This window comes from Pseudomonas sp. S2_E01 (assembly GCF_054668365.1).
In genome coordinates, this window is sequence record NZ_CP162762.1 from 4,371,636 (window position 1) to 4,390,264 (window position 18,629).

The following is an 18,629-nucleotide window of genomic DNA, read 5'->3' on the forward strand; positions in this document are numbered from 1 at the left end:
CGCTGCACGCGGCTGACGACTAGGGTGTACTGACCCTCAGCTCTCAGGATTCGCCATGCACCCGTACTTTTCCCTGCAAGGCCGCACCGCCCTCGTGACCGGTGGCACCCGTGGTATCGGCAAGATGATCGCCAAGGCTTTTGTCGAGGCCGGCGCCACCGTGTATGTCTGCGCCCGGGATGCCGAGGCGTGCCAGCAAACCGCTGACGAATTGGGCGCTTTTGGCAAGTGCCACGGTGTGGCCGCCAACCTCGCCACCGAGCAAGGCGTACAGCAACTGGCAACGCATCTGGAGGAGCAAATCACCCATCTGGACATTCTGGTGAACAACGCCGGCACGACCTGGGGCGCGCCACTGGAGAGTTACCCGGTCAAGGGGTGGGAGAAGGTCATGCAGCTCAACGTGACGTCAGTGTTCAGTTGCATCCAGCAATTGCTGCCGCTGTTGCGCAAGGGCGGATCGACGCAGAATCCCGCCCGGATCATCAACATTGGCTCGGTGGCCGGAATCTCTTCCTTTGGTGAAGAGGCCTACGCCTACGGACCGAGCAAAGCGGCCTTGCATCAGTTGTCGCGGATTCTGGCGCGGGAGCTGGTGAGCCAGCACATCAACGTCAACGTGATCGCACCGGGGCGCTTCCCCAGCAAGATGACCCAGCACATCGGCAATGATGAGCAGGCGCTGGCCGAGGATACGGCGCTGATTCCGATGAAGCGCTGGGGCCGAGAGGAAGAGATGGCGGCATTGGCGATCAGCCTGGCAAGTACGGCGGGGGCTTACATGACCGGGAACATCATTCCGTTGGATGGAGGGTTCAGTCTCTAAGTTTCGGGGGCGCCCATCGCGGGCAAGCCCGCTCCCACAGGGTTATTTGGCGGGCACAGAAACTGTGGGAGCGGGCTTGCCCGCGAAGAGGCCCTTCCAGCCAACGTCGATCATGAGGTCATGTGAGTTATCATCCCCAACTCAATTTCCCCCGAACCACAACCCCATGACCTACAGCGTTTCCCCCATCGGCTTCGTGCGCTCCTGCTTCAAGGAGAAATTCGCTATCCCGCGCCAGCCACAACTGGCCCCGGCCGCCCGTGGCGTGCTGGAACTGGCAGCACCTTTCGACCAGGGGGATGCGGTGCAAGGGCTGGAGCAGGTCAGCCATGTGTGGCTGTTGTTCCTGTTCCATCAGGCCCTGGAAGAGAAGCCACGGCTGAAAGTCCGCCCTCCTCGCTTGGGCGGTAACAAGTCCATGGGGGTGTTCGCGACGCGCGCAACGCATCGGCCCAATGGCATCGGCCAATCGGTGGTGAAGCTGGACAAGGTCGAGGCCGACCGCCTGTGGATATCGGGTATCGACCTCTTGGATGGCACGCCGATCCTCGACATCAAGCCGTATGTGCCTTACGCGGACATCATCGACGGTGCCAGCAACCGCATCGCCAGCGAAGCACCGCGACTGATTGCCGTAGAGTGGACAGAGAACGCGCTGCAACAGGCCCACGGCCATGCGCAGCGGCTGGCAGAGCCTTTGACCGAGCTGATCGAGCAATGCCTGGCGCAGGACCCACGGCCGGCCTACCAGACGCCCGCCCCCGAGCGCGAATACGGCGCGCAATTCTGGGACGTGGATGTGCGCTGGCATTACCCGACGCCGGAGATGATTCGAGTGCTGGAAGTCGTTCCCGCCCTGTAGGAGCGAGCATGCTCGCGATGGTCGTTAACGATAACGCTGGCTGCCTGACACCCTGCGGTGCCTGGTCCACCATCGTCGGAACGCCGCCCGGAGCATACTCGCTCCTACAGGGCCGAACGGGCATAAAAAAACCCGCGTTACCGTGAGGCAACGCGGGTTTCGGGATGCTGCGACTGTTACTTCTCGACGAACGCACGCTCGATCAGGTAGTCACCCGGCTCGCGCATACGCGGCGAAACGGTCAGACCGAAGCTGTTGAGCACTTCGCTGGTCTCGTCGAGCATGCTCGGGCTGCCGCACAGCATGGCGCGGTCGTCCTGCGGGTTGATCGGTGGCAGACCGATGTCGCGGAACAGCTTGCCGCTGCGCATCAGGTCGGTCAGGCGGCCTTCGTTTTCGAATGGCTCGCGGGTCACGGTCGGGTAGTAGATCAACTTGTCACGCAGCGCCTCGCCGAAGAACTCGTTCTGTGGCAGGTGCTCGGTGATGAATTCGCGGTAGGCGACTTCGTTGACGTAACGGACGCCGTGGCACAGGATCACTTTTTCGAAACGCTCGTAGGTTTCCGGGTCCTGGATGACGCTCATGAACGGCGCCAGGCCAGTACCGGTGCTGAGCAGGTACAAATGTTTGCCAGGCTTCAAGTCGTCCAGTACCAGCGTGCCGGTAGGCTTCTTGCTGATGATGATCTCGTCGCCTTCCTTCAGGTGCTGCAACTGGGAAGTCAGCGGGCCATCAGGCACCTTGATGCTGAAGAACTCCAGATGCTCTTCCCAGTTCGGGCTGGCGATCGAGTAAGCACGCATAAGCGGGCGGCCGTTGGGTTGTTGCAGGCCGATCATCACGAACTGACCGTTCTCGAAGCGCAGGCCCGGATCGCGGGTGCACTTGAAGCTGAACAGAGTGTCGTTCCAGTGGTGAACACTGAGGACACGCTCGTGGTTCATGTTGCTCATGTACGTGGGACTCCTGGAGATGGGTCTGCGCCTGAAGCGTTGGCGAAAGTGCTGTGCGCAATTGCAACGTATTCTAATCGCGACGACAATATCTGTTAACTGGATTATTAAGATAAGGGTTATCGGTTATATAGATATGCGATTTACTCTCCGTCAGCTTCAAGTCTTCGTTGCCGTCGCCCAGCAGGAGAGCGTTTCCCGTGCTGCGGGCCTGCTCAATCTCTCGCAATCGGCGGCGAGCACCTCAATCACCGAGCTGGAGCGTCAGTCAAGCTGCCAGCTGTTCGACCGAGCCGGCAAACGGCTGAGCCTTAACGCACTCGGTAAACAGTTGCTGCCACAAGCGGTAGCACTGCTCGACCAATCAAAGGAGATCGAGGATTTGCTCAACGGCAAGTCGGGATTCGGCTCGCTCGCGGTCGGCGCGACACTGACCATCGGCAACTACCTCGCCACCTTGCTCATCGGAAGCTTCATGCAGCGCCATCCGGAGAGCCAGGTGAAGCTGCACGTGCAGAACACTGCCAACATTGTGCAACAGGTCGCGCACTATGAAATTGATCTGGGTCTAATCGAGGGTGATTGCAACCACCCGGATATCGAAGTGCAAAGCTGGGTCGAAGATGAACTGGTGGTGTTCTGCGCCCCACAGCATCCCCTGGCGATCCGTGGCACCGCGACCATGGAAGAGCTCAGCGTTGAGGCCTGGATTCTGCGCGAGCAGGGCTCCGGGACGCGGCTGACCTTCGACCAGGCCATGCGCCACCACCGCAGCGCTCTGAACATCCGCCTGGAGCTGGAGCATACCGAGGCCATCAAGCGCGCAGTGGAGTCCGGACTGGGAATTGGCTGTATCTCACGCCTGGCGCTGCGCGACGCGTTTCGCCGCGGCAGCCTGGTGCCCGTGGAGACCCCGGACCTGGACCTGGCTCGGCAGTTCTATTTCATCTGGCACAAACAGAAATACCAGACTTCGGCAATGCGTGAATTCCTCGACCTGTGCCGCGCCTTCACTGCAGGTGTTCAGCGCAGCGACGAGATCGTTTTGCCGCCCATCGCCTAGAGCAGGATCACACCCCACACCAGCGCGATCATGGTCAGCGCCACCAGTTGGGCTGCACTGCCCATGTCCTTGGCATTTTTGGACAAGGGGTGCAGCTCAAGGGAGATGCGGTCAATGGCCGCTTCCACCGCCGAGTTGAGCAACTCGACGATCAAGGCCAATAGACACACTGCAATCAACACGGCTCGCTCGACACGGCTGACGTTCAGGAAGAACGAAAGCGGGATCAGGATGACATTGAGCAGCACCAGTTGGCGAAAAGCGGCTTCGCCGGTGAAAGCGGCGCGCAGGCCGTCCAGCGAGTAACCGGAGGCGTTCAGGATGCGTTTCAGGCCGGTCTGGCCTTTAAAAGGGGACATAAGCGTGGCAACTGACCAAAAAAAGAGTGGAGAAGCTAGTTCAACCCAAGTCAAAAAAGCGTGAAGACGCCACGCCTCACGGGCTCGAAATTGACTCAAGTTGTTGCAGAAGCAGCGCCGCCTGGGTGCGGGTCCGCACATTCAGCTTACGGAAAATCGCCGTCACGTGAGCCTTGATCGTCGCCTCGGACACGCTCAGTTCGTAGGCAATCTGCTTGTTCAGCAACCCTTCGCAAACCATGGTCAGCACCCGGAACTGCTGGGGCGTCAAGCTGGCCAAGCCTTCACTCGCGGCTTTCGCCTCTTCGGAAACGCTGACCGCTTCAAATGCCTGGGGCGGCCAGAATACATCGCCATCGAGCACCGCCCGTACGGCTTTCTGAATCACGCTCAGGTCACTGGACTTGGGAATGAAGCCACTGGCGCCGAACTCACGGGATTTGACCATGATCGAGGCCTCTTCCTGGGCCGAGACCATCACCACCGGAATTTGCGGGTACTGGCCACGCAGCAGTACCAACCCGGAAAATCCGTAGGCACCCGGCATGTTCAGGTCCAGCAGCACCAGATCCCAATCGGATTTTTCATCGAGGCGGGTTTCCAGTTCGGCAATACTGGCCACTTCCACCAGGCGCACATTCGGGCCAAGGCCCATGGTCAACGCCTGGTGCAGGGCGCTACGAAAAAGCGGGTGGTCATCGGCAATCAGGATTTCGTATGTGGCCATTTTTCAAATGATCCTGTTCTTCTAACAACTAAGGCACAACCACGGAGCTGCACCCACAGGGCGCGTTCGGCGCCGAATACGTGACCGTTCACGTAAAAATGCGGCGTGCCGCATCCTGATCGGCGCCAAGCATGCCCAGCGAAACCGGGGTGGTCAAGGTGCCTGGGCGCTACAGTTCTTTGCAGTATGGGCGACAATCAACCAGTGGCAGCGGCGCTGTTCGGCACGAAGGGCATCAGCTCCGCATGGGCCGGTGTGCCGACATTCATTTCCAACTGGTGCTTGGCATCCAGGTAATGTTGGCTGAACACGTCGAAATAGGCGCTCAGCGCCGATGCGGCATCGACATCGCCTGCCAGTTCCAGGCACAAGGCCGCCACTTCGGCCGTGCACAGATGCTCGCTGCGGGTGGAGCGGCGCAGGCGATAACGCGACATCTTTTCAGGGAGCAGGCTGAGAATCGGCAGCGCGTCGAAATACGGGCTCTTGCGGAATATCTTCCGTGCCTCGGTCCAGGTCGCGTCCAGCAGGATGAACAACGGCCGCCGGGTGCTATCGACTTCGACCGTGTTGGTCACCCGTTGCGGCTCGACATACTCCCCCGGGAACACCAGATACGGTTGCCATTGCGGATCTGCGAGCAATGCCAGCAGTTGCGGGTCGGGCTCGGTGCGTGACCAGATAAATGCATGGTTGTCGCGCACCACGTCTGCGATCAGCCACCCGGTGTTGCTCGGTTTGAACACTTCCTTGTTGGTCATGATCAGGCACACGCCGGAACGGGTCTGGACCTGCGGTCGCCAGGCGCACAGACAATGACTCACGATCACCCGGCAGTCATGGCAACGTGGCGCACGCCAGCCACGGGCCTGAAGTGGCTTGATGCCCTCCTCCTCGCGCTGGTCGCGCAAGCGGGCTACGGCGTTGGGGGCGTGATTCATCGTGGGCAAGACCGGCAAACAGGGAAAATCGTCACGAACGGTACTCGGGGCAGGAAAGGCTGGCAGTTTATCAGAGCCGCCCGCGCAAGCCTGTACCGGGAACAACCACCTCCCCTATAATTCGCGGCCACTGAACGCACAGTCACGTGACGGGTCGAAGCACCAGTCACTGAACAGGAGAGTTTCATGTTGCGCCTTATCGTTCCCACCGCAGCCATTGTGCTGGCGGCGTCCTTCAACGCTCAGGCTGCGTCCTTGAGTGAGCAGAATCTCAACCGAGAGCTGCGCAACGTCGCCGCACAAAGCAGCGTCGGCACGCCTCGGGCGATCAACGAAGACATTCTCGATCAGGGTTATACCGCCGAAGGCAACGTGCTGATCAACCATTTGAGCGTGCAGAGCAGCCACGCCCAGAAGATGCGGTCCGACCCCAAGACTGTGTATTTCCAGCTTGGCTCCTCGGTTTGCAACAACCCGGGGTTCCGCAAGCTGATGGCCAAGGGCGCAGTCATGCGTTACGACTTCACCGAGGTGAAAACCAACCGTCCGGTCGGCTCGGCCAGCTTCCAGGAATCGGATTGCCCGAAAGCCGCGCCTGCGAAGAAAAAGTGATTCATCGAGAATTGGCGCGCCGCTGCTCGTCCTCGGCGCGCAATTCTGCGACCAGGGCCTGCAAATACTGAGACCGTCGTTCCCCGCCCTCCAGACGTCGGTAACACTCCTCCTCGAGACTCAAATGATGGGTCTCGGCCGACGACTCCAATAATCGATACAGTTGCGTATCGATCTCCAGAATGATTCTGGTCATGGTCTACCGCCTCCATGCACTTTGAAATCCTCACCCGCTCGTATCGCGCGCCCTGCCTTTGACGCAAAGTTGTCGTGTCACACCTGTAATTTAGTAAATCAGACCCTTCAACACTCGGCGCACGTTCGGACGAGCGGTGATAGCACCTTGCAATTATTCAATAAGCGGTTGCCAGGAAAGACTTTGCGGCGCAATGATCAAGCAGCGCAATCCATCGCGAGGGTCTAGATTCACTCTATCCACATTCATATCAAGGGCGGCGAGGGGGGCTGCCCGATTGACGCCTTGCGATGCGCCTTTACCCAAGGAACACTGCCTGAATGGAAGGAGACATTGATGCCTTACCAACCGAATGACCTCCTGAACCGTCATTTCGCAGAAAGCGGCCACGACCTCGTCAGCAAGGTCGAAGAACAACTCAGCCTGGTTTCACCCAACAGCCCGAACCTCCCGATCTACCGCGACATGATCCTGACTGTGCTGCGCATGGCCCAGGAAGACCACAACCGCTGGAACGCCAAAATCACTCTGCAGGCCCTGCGTGAACTCGAGCAGGCGTTCCGTGTACTCGAACAGTACCGGGGGCGGCGTAAAGTCACGGTTTTCGGCTCAGCCCGTACTCCGGTGGAACACCCGCTATACGCCATGGCCCGGGAACTCGGCGCCGCACTGGCCCGCTCTGACCTGATGGTGATCACCGGCGCAGGCGGCGGCATCATGGCGGCAGCGCACGAAGGCGCGGGGCTGGAACACAGCCTTGGATTCAACATCACCCTGCCCTTCGAGCAACATGCCAACCCTACCGTGAATGGCACCACCAACCTGCTGCCCTTCCACTTTTTCTTTACCCGCAAGCTCTTCTTCGTCAAGGAAGCCGATGCGCTGGTCCTGTGCCCTGGCGGTTTCGGTACCCTGGATGAAGCGCTGGAAGTGCTGACGCTGATCCAGACCGGTAAAAGCCCGCTGGTTCCGGTGGTGCTGCTGGATGCGCCAGGCGGCCAGTTCTGGAACGGCGCGCTGGACTTTATCCGTCATCAACTGGAGGAAAATCGCTACATCCTGCCCACCGACCTGAAGCTGGTGAGCCTGGTCTACACCGTCGAAGAGGCGGTAGAGCATATCAACCAGTTCTACAGCAACTTCCACTCCACCCGCTGGCTCAAGCATCAGTTCGTGATCCGCATGAACCACGCCCTCAGCGACGAAGCGATGGAGCACATGCAACACGCCTTCGCCGACTTGTGCCTGAGCGATCACTTCCACCAGCACGCCTACAGCGGTGAAGAACAGGACGACGCGCAGTTCAGCCACCTGGCGCGCCTGACGTTCACCTTCAATGCGCGCAATCATGGTCGACTACGGGAGCTGGTGGACTACATCAACCTCTCGGAAAACTGGGCCCAGTCCACACCCCTGGCTCCACAGCGCACCCGCGAACCCTTGAAGGTGACGTGAGGCAAAAAAAACGGCCCGCTATCACTAGCGAGCCGTTTCATTCAATCGTCCATCCCTCGACCGCTGAACAAGCGGCTGATCATGTCCATGGAAAACCCCCGATAACTCAGGAAGCGGCCTTGTTTGGCACGCTCCTTCACGTCTATCGGCAAATGCCCGGAAAATTTGCGTCGCCAGGTATCTTGAAGTTGTTCCTGCCAGTCGATACCGCTCTCGCGCAATGCCTGTTCGATATCGTTACGTTGCAGGCCACGCTGACTCAGCTCCTCGCGAATCCGCAAGGGGCCGTAACCGGATCGGGCACGGTAGGAGACAAAGCTTTCGAGGTAACGGGATTCGGACAACAGGCCCTCTTCCGTTAGCCGGTCGAGCGCTGTTTCGATCATTTCAGGGAGGGCGCCGCGCTGACGCAGTTTACGCGTCAGCTCAACCCGACCGTGCTCGCGTCGCGCGAGCAGGTCCATTGCGGTTCGCCGCACCGCGACGAGTGTATCGAGTACGGCGGTCATCGGATCAATCAGATATCAGCGTCGGCCAGATCGTCTTCGGTCTCTTTGACCGCAGATGCCTTGGCATCCGCTACCACGGAGGTAGACAACAGTTTGTCGCGCAGTTGCTTCTCGAGGGTCGCCGCAATTTCCGGGTTATCCGCCAGGAACTTGGCCGAGTTGGCTTTACCTTGGCCGATCTTGGTGCCGTTGTAGGCATACCAGGCACCGGATTTCTCGACGAAACCGTGCAGCACACCCAGGTCGATCATCTCACCGTTGAGGTAGATGCCCTTGCCGTAAAGAATCTGGAACTCAGCCTGGCGGAACGGCGAAGCTACCTTGTTCTTCACAACCTTGACGCGGGTTTCGCTACCGACGACTTCATCACCTTCTTTCACCGCGCCAGTACGACGGATGTCCAGACGAACCGATGCATAGAACTTCAGCGCGTTACCACCGGTGGTGGTTTCCGGGCTGCCGAACATCACGCCGATTTTCATACGGATCTGGTTGATGAAAATCACCAGGCAGTTGGCGTTCTTGATGTTACCGGTGATTTTACGCAGCGCCTGGGACATCAGACGGGCTTGCAGGCCCACGTGCATGTCACCCATTTCGCCTTCGATTTCAGCCTTTGGCACCAATGCTGCCACAGAGTCGACGATGATCACGTCAACGGCGTTGGAACGCACCAGCATGTCGGTGATTTCCAGGGCCTGCTCGCCGGTGTCCGGCTGGGAAACCAGCAGGTCGTCGACGTTGACGCCCAGCTTGCCGGCGTACTCAGGGTCGAGGGCGTGCTCGGCGTCAACGAACGCGCAGGTGGCGCCGGCTTTTTGAGCCTGGGCGATCACCGACAGGGTCAGTGTGGTTTTACCGGAAGATTCAGGACCGTAGATTTCAACGATACGACCTTTTGGCAGGCCGCCAATGCCGAGTGCAATGTCCAGACCCAGAGAGCCAGTGGAGATGGATGGGATCGCCTGACGGTCTTGATCGCCCATACGCATTACGGCACCCTTGCCGAATTGACGTTCGATCTGACCCAGGGCCGCAGCCAAGGCTTTCTTCTTGTTGTCGTCCATTAAAGTCCTCACGTAATCAATAAGGCCTGACGGCCAACACCTGTATAAGTAGCCAGTATTATTCCACAGGGATTCAGGCTCGCCTACCCCTGATTTGAGATTTCTGCCGAGACATGCCGTAGCAGCCCCTCTAGCGCGGCCTTCACCGTTTGTCGGCGGACTTCATCGCGATCACCGGGGAAGTGTTGCAACTCGCTGAACACTCGCTCGCCCACGCCCCAGGCCAGCCACACGGTGCCCACCGGTTTGTTTGGCGAACCGCCATCCGGCCCGGCAATACCGCTGACCGCCACGGAAAAAAACGCCCGGCTTTTTACCTGTGCGCCCCTGGCCATGGCCTCGACCACTTCACGACTGACCGCCCCCACAGTGGTGAACAACTCCACCGGCACATCCAACTGCAGGTTTTTCTGCAGGTTGGAGTAGGTGACGTACCCGGCCTCGAACCATGCCGAGCTGCCGGGAATGCGAGTGATCGCTTCAGCGATCCCGCCACCGGTACAGGACTCGGCGGTGGAGACATGGGCGTTGAGGATCTGCAATTGCCTGCCAAGGTCGGCGGCCAGTTGGGTGATTACTTTCACGGGCTTCTCCTGATGGGGCGCAATGAGACCTACCGTACACGAGCGCCTCACGCTTGCAAGTGACAGGGTCGATCCAAATGTTAGCGGATCAATGCGCGGACATACGCCTGACAAGCCTGCAACGCGATCAGCGCGCGGTCGCCGGCGTCGGTGATGGCGATAATTCGTTGAGCATGCGCCGGGTCAAGTCGGGCGCGTGGGGGGCCATGATCCACGCGGCCGGTGCCGGAGGTGGTGGGCATCGCGCAGCCTGCGCCAGCGTCGGCGGCCTCGAGGAGGACTGACAAGCGCACATCAGCAGTGGCAAGACGATCGCGCAGGCGATCCTGATCACGTTGGGCATCGCTCAATGCTCGGAAGTGGGTGTGTTCGCTGCTCGTCAGTTGCTGCTCGAGCGCCTGGCGTTTTTCCTGTTCGGCCTGTTGTCGGGCGGCGGCGGCCTGGGTCAGTTGGTTGAGTGATTCGGCATACACACCCGCCTGCTGCGCAAGTTGTCGGGCGTAACGCGCATCCTGGTAACGCCAGGCCAGCGCCACCGGTCCGCCAACAAGAATCGCCAGCACCAGCCCAATGCCTGCCACTCGCCACGACAACGGCATCAAACCGAAGGTTGGCATAGCACCGCCCTCGCCCGCGCCCACAGTTGCAAGCGATTTTGCAGGCCGTTCAGGCCACCATTGATGCGCCGGGTGATGCTGTTGAACAGGTCACGGTCGGCCAGCTCATTGAGTCCGTTTTGCGCCCAGTACCACGCAGCGGATTGTGCAGCCCATTGCGCTTGCTCCAGCAGTTCCGGCCGAGCCAGCAGACGCTCATCGCCAAACAACCCTTGGCTGCATTGCAGGTAGTTGCGGCGACCGGTGATCTGGATCAGGCCCCGACCACAGTACTTTTGACCGTCGCCATCTGCTGCTGGGGTGTTGCCCAGCCGCATGGCCAGAGGGCCCGTGTCATACCGGCTCAAATACTGCTCATTGCCCAGTTCGCGCAGGTAATGCAATTGCCCGGACTCGTGACCGACCTGCGCCAGGAACGCCGCCATGCGTTTGGGGCTGGCGATGTCGTAACGGTTCATGGCGGCGTTGAGCACGGAAATAAAAACGCCCGCTTGATCGCGGGCGTCGGGCATGATCGCTTGGAGCTGTGTTTGCGTAATGTTCATCGTGTCACCGCGTCGATTGACGCCAACCCCGGCTCCGAGCGCGCATCCAGGCAGGTTGCCTCGATGCTGCAGCGATAGCTTTGCTGCCGGCTGCCACTGGCCATGACTTTGTCGATCGACCAGCGTCCGCGCATGAAGTCCGGCCAGGTGTCGTCGAGCAGAACCAATCCTTCGGCGGCCAACCCGGGGTGACCCGGGCATTCGATCTTCACCTTCAATGCCTCTCGCATCATCCTGCGCACCTCGCCTTCACCGGCTCCCCGCGCCTCGTCCGCGTTGTGATAACGCTGGCGAACGGTCTTGAACGGCGCGAGGCCGCTTTCTTCGACTCGCATCTTGCCGGCTGCCGCATCCCACCAACGCGTCTTGCAGCCCTGGTACTTGGCCCGACTGGTTTCATCGAGTGTCGCCGACGTGAACGCATGGTCACCTGGCCGATTATTGGAAGTCACCGACAATTGAACGTCGGGCAGCACCTTGCCTGACAGCGATTTCGCCTGCCCCCGGCGCGCCAGCACATACAGCTCGTTGAACGGTTTGGCGACGGCGTCGTGAAGATGCGCCAGCCGGGTCAGGAAACCCATGTCGGTTTCGTTGGACTGGTCGACGTGTTCAATTTTGATCAGCGCCAGATCCGGAGCCACCCGAGGCGAAAACCCGTGGCGTGAGGTCAACTGGCGAAACAACGCCCCCAGCGTGGTGGGCCCGTGACTGACCGAGCGTCGCTGCTTGAACCCGGTCTGGTCCGCCGCACTGAAGGGCGCCGCCGTGGCCACCAGCGTCAGGCGCAGGGGAAACAGCGTGGGCGTACGCCGCGTGACGACGAACTGGCCTTTGTCGATCAGGCCCGATTCCAGATAACCGACCCTGAGGCCGATTTTTCCCTCAAGACTGGGCAAGCCTTCGAGCCCTTCCAGGTCCAGGCTCAGGGTCAGTTGATCGGACTCGATGCCGGCGGCATCGACGTGCTGCCAGGAAATCAGGCGCTCGTTGAGCAACGCGGCGTTCGCCCCATAAATCTCCACTGCGGGAGTGAAACCCAGTGACATAGCGCCTCCTTAATCCCAGGCCGATACCGGTGCACCGATGGCGGGTCTGGAGCCCGGTTCCGGCAGCACAATCCACACCCCCGCCGGCAATACCGCCCGGTGCTCAGCGAGCATCGGATTAAGGCGCCACAGCGCTTCTTCGGCGGCATCGTCACAGCGTTCCAGCTCGCGGTACAACAACAGGTTTACCGAGTCACCGGCAATACTTCGAACTCTACGCATTGGCGAACTCCGTCAATTCAATCACCCAACCGATCACCATGGCCGTGCCGTCATCAATGACGCTCTCCTGGTTTTCGGTGACCTTCGCGATCTGCCACAAACCCCAGTTGCGACCGATGCCATCAACCAGGGGCAGCGGAATGCGCAACGCCTGCAATTCCCGCAATTCATCGAGCCGGTCCATCGCCGTCGCGTACATCGCTCTGCCGGTGATCGTCAAAGTCTGCTGCCCCTGGCCGATCTGGCTGGATTTGGGTTTGCTGGTGAGGATGTCGATCGTCTTCCAGCCGCCGTCCGAAGTGCGTGCCAACGTGCTGTAAACGAAGTTTCGCGACAGGCCGAAAATAAAACTGCCCAACGCCATTTGCTGACGCATCACGTACCTCCATCGGTCAAGGCCGCGTCACTGCGCACGGCGAGTGGGTTACTCATCATCAACGGCATGAACTCACCGTTAAAATGCTGGCGCAGATGGGTCATGATTTTCTCGATCAAGCGCTCGGAGTCTGTCGGATCGGCGCCATTGAGCTGAATCACCGGGGAATAGTTGACGGGGCGATTGTCTGCCGCCGCGCTGGTCAGTTCCTTGCTGACCTGGTCCGGCGAGTTGAGTCGATCCGCAGCGGTGTAGACGGATTTCCCGGCATCCTCTCCCAGGCTGCTGCCGTAGTAGCTGCCCACCAAGCCACCAATAATGCCGCCCACGGCGGTACCCAGTACGGGTATGAAACTGCCGATCAAAGCGCCGGTCGCAGCACCGGCATAACCACCCGCCAGCCCGCCAACACCGGACCCGGCGGCACCGGCAGCCCCCTTGTAATCACCTGCCTGCAAGGCCTTGAGCCCCTCATAACCGGCGCTCGCCAGCGCCAGCGGCGCCCCCAGCCTCCCGGTGAACGTGCGGGCCCTGGCCCTGGAAATCGTCAGCCGGTTGCGCAGGGTTGGACGAGGGTTTGGCGGCCCTCCCGAAGGTGCCAGGATGTCCACATCCGGTTTCGACAGTTGGGTGGTCGTGGCGTAAGTCACCGACGCCAGCTTTTTCACGATCGTCGTGCGCAGCGGGGTCGCAAGCGCAGCGCCGAGCAACGTCAATGTTGCCGCGACTTTCGGCAGGGTTTCCACCACCGAACTGAAGCCGCTCACGACAAGGTCGGCACTGATCATTGCCAGGTCGTCGAAGGGTCTCATGGCGCTGGCAATGGCCGTATCGAGGCGGGTCAAACTCGCATCCAGGGCGTTCCAGCGCGCTTGCGACGTATTCCCCCGGCCTTGAGCCGTCAGGGCCATCGAACCTTCGCCGGACGCTACGCTGAAGGCAGTGTCCAGTACCTGCGGCGTCTTGACCAACTGGCTGATGCCCGCATCGCCGTCAAACAGCGTCTTGATCAACGCCCCCTGTTGTTCGATCGATTGGTTCTTGAGCGCCGCCACCACATCCTTGATGGCGCCTGGCGCGTCCGTGCGCATTCTTGCGGCCAGAGCACCCGGTTCGATATCCAGTTGTGCCCAGGCGGTTCGCTGCCCTGCCGTCACGTTGCCACCCTTGGCCATTGTCGTGCCCAGGGTTTTCAACGAAGCAGCCGCCTCGTCCTTGCCCACTGAAGCATCCAGCAAGGCGGCTGCGATAGCGGCCAGGTGCTGCGGCGCCATGCCCGCCGCCAGGCCGGCCTCGCCGCCGCGCTGTACGACGGCGCCGATGTCCGTCACAGCCGCATTCAACCTGACGCTGGTGCCCAGGCGATTGGCCGCGTTTCCCAGCTCGATACTTTTCTCGCGATCAAGGCCCAGCGTGGTGCGCCAACCGCTCATGATCGCGCCAGCTTCCTTGATGTCGATCCGGTAGGCCGACGCCATCAAGGTACTGTCGCGCGCGAAATCCGCCAGCACCTGGCGCAAGTCCTGTGGACTGACGTCCCGGACCAGCCCTGCATCGACCGCTGCCAGTTGCGCCTGCGCCAGTTGCACACCGGTCGCACCGCTGGACGCGGTCTGTTTATCGGCGGCCAGCTTCAGGTTGTCTTCAGACATCGCTTGCAGTTGATCCGGGTCCAACTGCAATTTTTGATTGAGATCGACCATGACCGTCTGCATCGCCATCGCCGAGCGCAGATCGGCCGGTGGCGAGCGCTGTTCGACCTCAGCCTTGAGTGCCGACTTTGGCTCCGCACCTGGCGCAGGTGAAGCCACGCTGGCCTTGAGCAGCGAGTGCTGCGTCGACAGGGCCAGATTCAACGACACCAGGGTTTCACGCAGCTTTCCCTGCTCCGTGATCAACAAACGGATGTCCAGGCTGGCCATGGCCAAGTCCAGGCTCAACTGCGACAACGGACCCTTGAAGCTGTCCAGCCCTGTCGACCCGGTCGTGCCGTCGGCTTGCGAAAGCAAAATGCTGTTCATCGCAGCGCCCGACAGCGGGTATTTACTGTCTACCATCCCGCTCTACTCCTGTTTGACGCCAAGGCGAGTGATCGCGATGTCGTAGCGGCGCAACGCCTTGCCGACGTCCCACTCCAGAATCTGTGCCTCACTTACCGGGTAAATGAGCGGCACCACATCGAGGATTACTTCGATGTCGCGCTCTGAAAGAAGGCCGCCGGTTTGTTTAAAAAATCGTCGATGCGCCCCTGTAATTGCGTCCAGTCCGGCACGGTGAGCAGGGCCAGGTCAGGGATCATCAGGCCGGTGCAGTGGGCGGTGATGAATTCCGCGCGCTCCTTGGGTGTCTTGAGTTTTTTCATCGCCTTGGTTGCACGCAGGACCGGCATTTCCAGATTCAGCTCAGCCAGCGTGCGGCCCGCAACAGCAAGCGGTTGCAGCAGCGTCACTGCATCAAGCTCAGCGTCGCCCACGGGCTCGAGAAAGTACGACGTCGGCCGCGTCGACATATCGTGCACGTATTGCGCGATGCTCACGTAGTCCGGGCGCTTGAGCTGGTCGAGCTCCTTGACCGACAACCCGGTGGCCAGCAGCGCCAGCTCGAAAAACTGATCGTCTTCATCATCGCCGGCGCGGGCCAGGGCTTCTTTTTGTGCGGCGTATAGCAGGGGTTTGAGGGTGATCTGTTCGATCTCAGTACCGTCGTCGGCGGTGATCGGCGATAGCAGGGTGTGGAGGGGAGGTGTCCATGTCATGGGAGAATTCCTGGGTGAAGAAGAACCGGACCTTATGGGGGATTCTTTGTAGGAAGAGCCCTTGTGGGAAGATCCTTGTGGGAGCGAGCCTGCTCGCGATAGCGGTCGATCAGCCACCATTGAAGGCGCCTGACACGGCGACATCGCGAGCAGGCCCGCTCCCACAGTTTTGTCCGTGTGGGTACTGAGGGTTAAGGCAACAACACTGCCCGGCGAGCATCGCCAAGGATGTCGACGCCGTTGAGCACGAACTTCTGGGTGCGTACGTCGATGTCGATCACCGGGATGCCGTTTTCCAGGCGGTTATAGGTGCGGCAGGAGAGTTCAAGGGTCGTGACTGGCTTGTCCCCCATCTTCATCACGGCTTCGGCCAGGGACTTCAGCTTGCCGCCGACGGTGTGGTACGTGAACCAGGTATTGCCATCCTGATCCTGACCGGCTTCACGCACGTTCAGCAGAATGTCGTCACCGAGTTTCACCCCCAGGGCCAGCATGACTTCCGGCCCCATGCCTTGCAGGGCCAGCGTGGCGCTGAGCACGGCGCCGTTCTTGACCATTTCCTCGCCGATGAATCGCCCGCCCGTCATCGTTTCCATTGCGAACTCGATCTTCGGCGGGGTGAAGCTTTCCACCGTCGCCGACAACGGCAGGCCTTGCAGGGTGGCCGCGATGGCCTGTCTTACGCGGTTGGTAAACATTAGAGAACATCCTCCAGGAACTGCTCGATGATTTCGTCACGGGCGTTGAGTTGATAGATCATGTGTTCGTTCGGCGCGTAGCGGCCGTAGTCGATCACCACGTACCAGGTGCCGTTTTTGTACTTCTCGACGCTGTTGAGCTCCGGGTGCAGGTACACGCTGCCGCCGGGGATGGTTTCGTCGGCGACCAGGGTTTGCAGCCAGTCATTGATGCGCTTGACCTCCTGGTCCATGAACGACTTGGTCAGGTTTTTCGCCATGGCTTTCTGGCCGGCCTTGACCAGCTTGCGGCTGATCGCGTCTTCCAGGCCGACGTAGCTGATGAACTTGCCGGTGACCGAGCGGTTACCCAGCAACGAGAAGCCGCCGAGAATGGTGCGGGCGTAGTAGCTGATGCCGTAGCGGTTGAGCAGGTCGCCCTCGGTGGACGTGTCGAGGATGTTGTATTCGACGACGCGCGACACGTCTTCGGCGAAGGTCGCCTGGTTGCCCGGGCTCTCCCACTGCTTGACCTTGGCCAGCGCGGCGATAGCCAGGCTCGACGGAGACAGGAACACGTTTTTCTTCGCCGCCTTGGAGTACACGGACGGCATGTTGTGCACCAGCAGGCAACGATCGAAACCCAGCTCCGCGCCGCCCAGTTCCTGGCTGTAAGCCACTTGGTCTGCCACCGCGACATCCTTGCCGTCGAGCACCACACGGGCCTTGATGCGTTTGCCAAACGAGGCGAATTCCCCGGCCAGGGCTTTGCTGGCGGTGAAGCCCGGCGCGCCGATGATGGTCAGGTCTTCGGCTACGCCACCCAACGCAGCGAGGCCGAGCTTGCGTCCGGTCAGCGGGTCGATTCCGCCGATGACATTATTCAGCGTGTCGGCCGGGGTCGCGCCCTCTTCGACGATGACCACGTAGACCGGCACCTTGACCACTTTGAGGATCTGGAACACCGCGTGATACAGCGTGCCTTCCTCGGCCCCCGTCGGGTCAAGCAGCGCCTGGGTGGTGAAGCTGTTGATGCGAAACGGCGCATTGCGCGGGATCAGCGGGTCGGCCTTCGGCGCGGTGCCGATCAGGCCGATGACGTTGTCACCCAGGCCACCCATGGCCTCGGGAGATTCGCTGGCATTGACGGTAATGCCGTTGTGTTCGAAGTTCAAAACCTCAGCCATGGTTATTCAGCCTTCTTGGCAGCGGCTTTTTTCGCCGCAGTGGACGGAGAAGCCGATTCGGCGGCTTCGGTTTTTGCAAGCTCCAGGCGACCGGCGCCCAGCAACGCGCTGGCCTCGACGCCCAGAAGGCTCAGTTGCTGGCCGATGCTCGACCAATGACCACCCCCGGTGGGGAATGGACGCAGTACGGTGTAGGTTTGGCGTTCTGCCATGGGTGTTTCTCCATGAATGAAAAAGCCCCCTGGAAAGGGGGCTTAGGGGTGTGAGGGTTGCAGGGGAAAAGAAAACGCCCCGACAGTGCGGGGCGTTATCCGGAAACGATGAAGCTCTCCAGGGGGGGATCATCAAATCCCTGGGAAACGAGCCAGTGAGTCGCCAGAGCATCGTTCGGACTGGTCGGCCATTCACTGTCCTGAGGCACCCGCTCAATGGTTTCGACACGATTGAGTTCTACGCCGTAGATTTTCCATGCCTTGAGATGGGCGACCTCGGTATCGTTGGCGATGCCGAGGTCGAGCGCGTTCTGCAACGTGGCGATCATGTTCGCGCCGAGCTGGGTCAACAGGGCTTTTTTGCGTGTGGCCCTGTTCTTCAGCGCGCGCGTGGTTGCGGCCTCATCGACGATCCATTGGTCGACCTGCCATTTATCAAACCGGGTGACCGGAGCTTCGAGGGTGAAATCATCGGGCAAGTCGCCCAACTGCTCCCAGGTATAAGCTTCTGCGGTAGTCGTGTTATAGACGGTCTGGCCGCGGTAATCGGCCACCTGCTTCCAGCCATCTCCAGCCACCTTCAGGGCAACGTGACCCGGCTCACGCGCGGGCGGATCGCATCGGTAAGCGTGGGCAGGAATCAACCAAACGTGGGGCTCCAGCGGGCTGGGGTCGGCAGGTGCAGTGCCCAGGAACTCTGCAGTCACCGGGTGCACATTGCAGATGGTCGGTGGTGTCACTTGTTCCGCGAGCCACCACGACACTTCGCCTATATCGGCCGTGCGTACGTCTGACATTGTCAAAAACTCCATTAGGATGCTGATCAGTATTT

24 protein-coding genes are annotated in these 18,629 nt (G+C 60.4%); 5 read left to right on the plus strand and 19 right to left on the minus strand.

The features are described from left to right. Positions 1-55: 55 nt before the first annotated feature. The gene (locus tag AB4O36_RS20320; RefSeq protein ID WP_460117463.1) at positions 56-826 is read left to right on the plus strand and encodes an SDR family oxidoreductase; all 771 of its coding nucleotides are present in this window, start codon (positions 56-58) and stop codon (positions 824-826) included. A gap of 166 nt (positions 827-992) precedes the next feature. Next, positions 993-1,688, plus strand: a complete 696-nt coding sequence (tsaA, locus tag AB4O36_RS20325) for a tRNA (N6-threonylcarbamoyladenosine(37)-N6)-methyltransferase TrmO (protein ID WP_460117465.1) — start codon at positions 993-995, stop codon at positions 1,686-1,688. 176 nt (positions 1,689-1,864) lie between these two features. On the opposite strand, the gene fpr is transcribed toward tsaA, so the two are convergent. Further along, positions 1,865-2,644: a ferredoxin-NADP reductase gene (gene fpr, locus AB4O36_RS20330; protein WP_003184787.1), complete on the minus strand. Its 780-nt coding sequence runs from the start codon at positions 2,642-2,644 to the stop codon at positions 1,865-1,867. Between the two features lie 136 nt (positions 2,645-2,780). On the opposite strand from fpr, the gene AB4O36_RS20335 reads away from it, so the two are divergent. Next, positions 2,781-3,707: a LysR family transcriptional regulator gene (locus AB4O36_RS20335; protein ID WP_460117468.1), complete on the plus strand. Its 927-nt coding sequence runs from the start codon at positions 2,781-2,783 to the stop codon at positions 3,705-3,707. Here the strand turns inward: AB4O36_RS20335 and AB4O36_RS20340 are convergent. The 3 genes from AB4O36_RS20340 to AB4O36_RS20350 form a co-directional block, all read right to left on the minus strand. Then, positions 3,704-4,066 carry a diacylglycerol kinase gene (locus tag AB4O36_RS20340; RefSeq protein WP_460117469.1) on the minus strand — a complete coding sequence of 121 codons (363 nt, stop codon included), beginning with the start codon at positions 4,064-4,066 and terminating at the stop codon, positions 3,704-3,706. The two genes, AB4O36_RS20335 and AB4O36_RS20340, sit on opposite strands and share 4 nt — an antisense overlap. A gap of 76 nt (positions 4,067-4,142) precedes the next feature. Continuing rightward, positions 4,143-4,793 (minus strand): response regulator transcription factor ErdR, encoded by a 651-nt coding sequence (gene erdR, locus AB4O36_RS20345; protein ID WP_460117471.1) that lies wholly within the window; start codon positions 4,791-4,793, stop codon positions 4,143-4,145. Positions 4,794-4,990: 197 nt separating this feature from the next. Continuing rightward, positions 4,991-5,734 carry a tRNA-uridine aminocarboxypropyltransferase gene (locus AB4O36_RS20350; protein WP_460117473.1) on the minus strand — a complete coding sequence of 248 codons (744 nt, stop codon included), beginning with the start codon at positions 5,732-5,734 and terminating at the stop codon, positions 4,991-4,993. A gap of 186 nt (positions 5,735-5,920) precedes the next feature. Here AB4O36_RS20350 and AB4O36_RS20355 point away from each other — a divergent pair, with 186 nt between their 5' ends. Further along, entirely contained in the window at positions 5,921-6,346 is a 426-nt protein-coding gene (locus AB4O36_RS20355; protein WP_460117475.1) for a PA3611 family quorum-sensing-regulated virulence factor, read from the plus strand. 1 nt (position 6,347) lies between these two features. Here the strand turns inward: AB4O36_RS20355 and AB4O36_RS20360 are convergent, their stop codons facing one another. Continuing rightward, a complete protein-coding gene (locus tag AB4O36_RS20360) occupies positions 6,348-6,542 on the minus strand; it encodes a hypothetical protein (RefSeq protein ID WP_460117477.1) in 195 nt (64 codons plus the stop codon). Between the two features lie 336 nt (positions 6,543-6,878). Here AB4O36_RS20360 and AB4O36_RS20365 point away from each other — a divergent pair, with 336 nt between their 5' ends. Continuing rightward, positions 6,879-7,997 carry an LOG family protein gene (locus AB4O36_RS20365; RefSeq protein ID WP_460117479.1) on the plus strand — a complete coding sequence of 373 codons (1,119 nt, stop codon included), beginning with the start codon at positions 6,879-6,881 and terminating at the stop codon, positions 7,995-7,997. Positions 7,998-8,038: 41 nt separating this feature from the next. Here the strand turns inward: AB4O36_RS20365 and recX are convergent, their stop codons facing one another. The 14 genes from recX to AB4O36_RS20435 form a co-directional block, all read right to left on the minus strand. Next, a complete protein-coding gene (gene recX, locus AB4O36_RS20370; protein ID WP_460117480.1) occupies positions 8,039-8,506 on the minus strand; it encodes a recombination regulator RecX in 468 nt (155 codons plus the stop codon). An 8-nt stretch (positions 8,507-8,514) separates the two neighbouring features. Beyond that, the gene (gene recA, locus AB4O36_RS20375) at positions 8,515-9,573 is read right to left on the minus strand and encodes a recombinase RecA (RefSeq protein ID WP_460117482.1); all 1,059 of its coding nucleotides are present in this window, start codon (positions 9,571-9,573) and stop codon (positions 8,515-8,517) included. Between the two features lie 83 nt (positions 9,574-9,656). Beyond that, complete coding sequence (locus tag AB4O36_RS20380) at positions 9,657-10,157, minus strand: CinA family protein (protein WP_460117484.1); 501 nt, start codon at positions 10,155-10,157, stop codon at positions 9,657-9,659. A gap of 80 nt (positions 10,158-10,237) precedes the next feature. Beyond that, complete coding sequence (locus AB4O36_RS20385) at positions 10,238-10,774, minus strand: lysis protein (protein WP_460140114.1); 537 nt, start codon at positions 10,772-10,774, stop codon at positions 10,238-10,240. Continuing rightward, positions 10,756-11,319: a glycoside hydrolase family 19 protein gene (locus AB4O36_RS20390; RefSeq protein WP_460140115.1), complete on the minus strand. Its 564-nt coding sequence runs from the start codon at positions 11,317-11,319 to the stop codon at positions 10,756-10,758. The genes AB4O36_RS20385 and AB4O36_RS20390 overlap by 19 nt, the downstream gene beginning before the upstream one ends. Then, on the minus strand, positions 11,316-12,368 hold the full coding sequence (locus AB4O36_RS20395) for a phage late control D family protein (protein ID WP_460140116.1): 1,053 nt from the start codon (positions 12,366-12,368) through the stop codon (positions 11,316-11,318). The genes AB4O36_RS20390 and AB4O36_RS20395 overlap by 4 nt, the downstream gene beginning before the upstream one ends. A 9-nt stretch (positions 12,369-12,377) precedes the next feature. After that, the gene (locus AB4O36_RS20400; protein WP_460117492.1) at positions 12,378-12,590 is read right to left on the minus strand and encodes a tail protein X; all 213 of its coding nucleotides are present in this window, start codon (positions 12,588-12,590) and stop codon (positions 12,378-12,380) included. Next, positions 12,583-12,966: a phage tail protein gene (locus tag AB4O36_RS20405; protein WP_460117494.1), complete on the minus strand. Its 384-nt coding sequence runs from the start codon at positions 12,964-12,966 to the stop codon at positions 12,583-12,585. Before AB4O36_RS20405 ends, AB4O36_RS20400 begins: the two co-directional genes overlap by 8 nt. Then, positions 12,966-15,023: a phage tail tape measure protein gene (locus AB4O36_RS20410; RefSeq protein ID WP_460140117.1), complete on the minus strand. Its 2,058-nt coding sequence runs from the start codon at positions 15,021-15,023 to the stop codon at positions 12,966-12,968. Before AB4O36_RS20410 ends, AB4O36_RS20405 begins: the two co-directional genes overlap by 1 nt. Before the next feature lie 128 nt (positions 15,024-15,151). Then, a complete protein-coding gene (locus tag AB4O36_RS20415; RefSeq protein WP_460140118.1) occupies positions 15,152-15,721 on the minus strand; it encodes a phage tail assembly protein in 570 nt (189 codons plus the stop codon). A 191-nt stretch (positions 15,722-15,912) separates the two neighbouring features. Further along, a complete protein-coding gene (locus tag AB4O36_RS20420) occupies positions 15,913-16,419 on the minus strand; it encodes a phage major tail tube protein (protein ID WP_460117499.1) in 507 nt (168 codons plus the stop codon). Continuing rightward, entirely contained in the window at positions 16,419-17,585 is a 1,167-nt protein-coding gene (locus tag AB4O36_RS20425) for a phage tail sheath protein (protein ID WP_460140119.1), read from the minus strand. The genes AB4O36_RS20420 and AB4O36_RS20425 overlap by 1 nt, the downstream gene beginning before the upstream one ends. A gap of 2 nt (positions 17,586-17,587) precedes the next feature. Continuing rightward, positions 17,588-17,797: a hypothetical protein gene (locus AB4O36_RS20430; protein ID WP_460140120.1), complete on the minus strand. Its 210-nt coding sequence runs from the start codon at positions 17,795-17,797 to the stop codon at positions 17,588-17,590. A 95-nt stretch (positions 17,798-17,892) separates the two neighbouring features. Next, positions 17,893-18,594, minus strand: a complete 702-nt coding sequence (locus AB4O36_RS20435) for a tail fiber assembly protein (RefSeq protein ID WP_460140121.1) — start codon at positions 18,592-18,594, stop codon at positions 17,893-17,895. Positions 18,595-18,629: the final 35 nt, after the last annotated feature.

Excerpts from the sequence above, each read along its gene's own strand:
- AB4O36_RS20320 (WP_460117463.1), top strand. The coding sequence starts at position 56 with ATGCACCCGTACTTTTCCCTGCAAGGCCGCACCGCCCTCGTGACCGGT.
- tsaA (WP_460117465.1), top strand. The coding sequence starts at position 993 with ATGACCTACAGCGTTTCCCCCATCGGCTTCGTGCGCTCCTGCTTCAAG.
- fpr (WP_003184787.1), bottom strand. The coding sequence starts at position 2,644 with ATGAGCAACATGAACCACGAGCGTGTCCTCAGTGTTCACCACTGGAAC.
- AB4O36_RS20335 (WP_460117468.1), top strand. The coding sequence starts at position 2,781 with ATGCGATTTACTCTCCGTCAGCTTCAAGTCTTCGTTGCCGTCGCCCAG.
- AB4O36_RS20340 (WP_460117469.1), bottom strand. The coding sequence starts at position 4,066 with ATGTCCCCTTTTAAAGGCCAGACCGGCCTGAAACGCATCCTGAACGCC.
- erdR (WP_460117471.1), bottom strand. The coding sequence starts at position 4,793 with ATGGCCACATACGAAATCCTGATTGCCGATGACCACCCGCTTTTTCGT.
- AB4O36_RS20350 (WP_460117473.1), bottom strand. The coding sequence starts at position 5,734 with ATGAATCACGCCCCCAACGCCGTAGCCCGCTTGCGCGACCAGCGCGAG.
- AB4O36_RS20355 (WP_460117475.1), top strand. The coding sequence starts at position 5,921 with ATGTTGCGCCTTATCGTTCCCACCGCAGCCATTGTGCTGGCGGCGTCC.
- AB4O36_RS20360 (WP_460117477.1), bottom strand. The coding sequence starts at position 6,542 with ATGACCAGAATCATTCTGGAGATCGATACGCAACTGTATCGATTATTG.
- AB4O36_RS20365 (WP_460117479.1), top strand. The coding sequence starts at position 6,879 with ATGCCTTACCAACCGAATGACCTCCTGAACCGTCATTTCGCAGAAAGC.
- recX (WP_460117480.1), bottom strand. The coding sequence starts at position 8,506 with ATGACCGCCGTACTCGATACACTCGTCGCGGTGCGGCGAACCGCAATG.
- recA (WP_460117482.1), bottom strand. The coding sequence starts at position 9,573 with ATGGACGACAACAAGAAGAAAGCCTTGGCTGCGGCCCTGGGTCAGATC.
- AB4O36_RS20385 (WP_460140114.1), bottom strand. The coding sequence starts at position 10,774 with ATGCCAACCTTCGGTTTGATGCCGTTGTCGTGGCGAGTGGCAGGCATT.
- AB4O36_RS20390 (WP_460140115.1), bottom strand. The coding sequence starts at position 11,319 with ATGAACATTACGCAAACACAGCTCCAAGCGATCATGCCCGACGCCCGC.
- AB4O36_RS20395 (WP_460140116.1), bottom strand. The coding sequence starts at position 12,368 with ATGTCACTGGGTTTCACTCCCGCAGTGGAGATTTATGGGGCGAACGCC.
- AB4O36_RS20400 (WP_460117492.1), bottom strand. The coding sequence starts at position 12,590 with ATGCGTAGAGTTCGAAGTATTGCCGGTGACTCGGTAAACCTGTTGTTG.
- AB4O36_RS20405 (WP_460117494.1), bottom strand. The coding sequence starts at position 12,966 with ATGCGTCAGCAAATGGCGTTGGGCAGTTTTATTTTCGGCCTGTCGCGA.
- AB4O36_RS20410 (WP_460140117.1), bottom strand. The coding sequence starts at position 15,023 with ATGGTAGACAGTAAATACCCGCTGTCGGGCGCTGCGATGAACAGCATT.
- AB4O36_RS20415 (WP_460140118.1), bottom strand. The coding sequence starts at position 15,721 with ATGACATGGACACCTCCCCTCCACACCCTGCTATCGCCGATCACCGCC.
- AB4O36_RS20420 (WP_460117499.1), bottom strand. The coding sequence starts at position 16,419 with ATGTTTACCAACCGCGTAAGACAGGCCATCGCGGCCACCCTGCAAGGC.
- AB4O36_RS20425 (WP_460140119.1), bottom strand. The coding sequence starts at position 17,585 with ATGGCTGAGGTTTTGAACTTCGAACACAACGGCATTACCGTCAATGCC.
- AB4O36_RS20430 (WP_460140120.1), bottom strand. The coding sequence starts at position 17,797 with ATGGCAGAACGCCAAACCTACACCGTACTGCGTCCATTCCCCACCGGG.
- AB4O36_RS20435 (WP_460140121.1), bottom strand. The coding sequence starts at position 18,594 with ATGTCAGACGTACGCACGGCCGATATAGGCGAAGTGTCGTGGTGGCTC.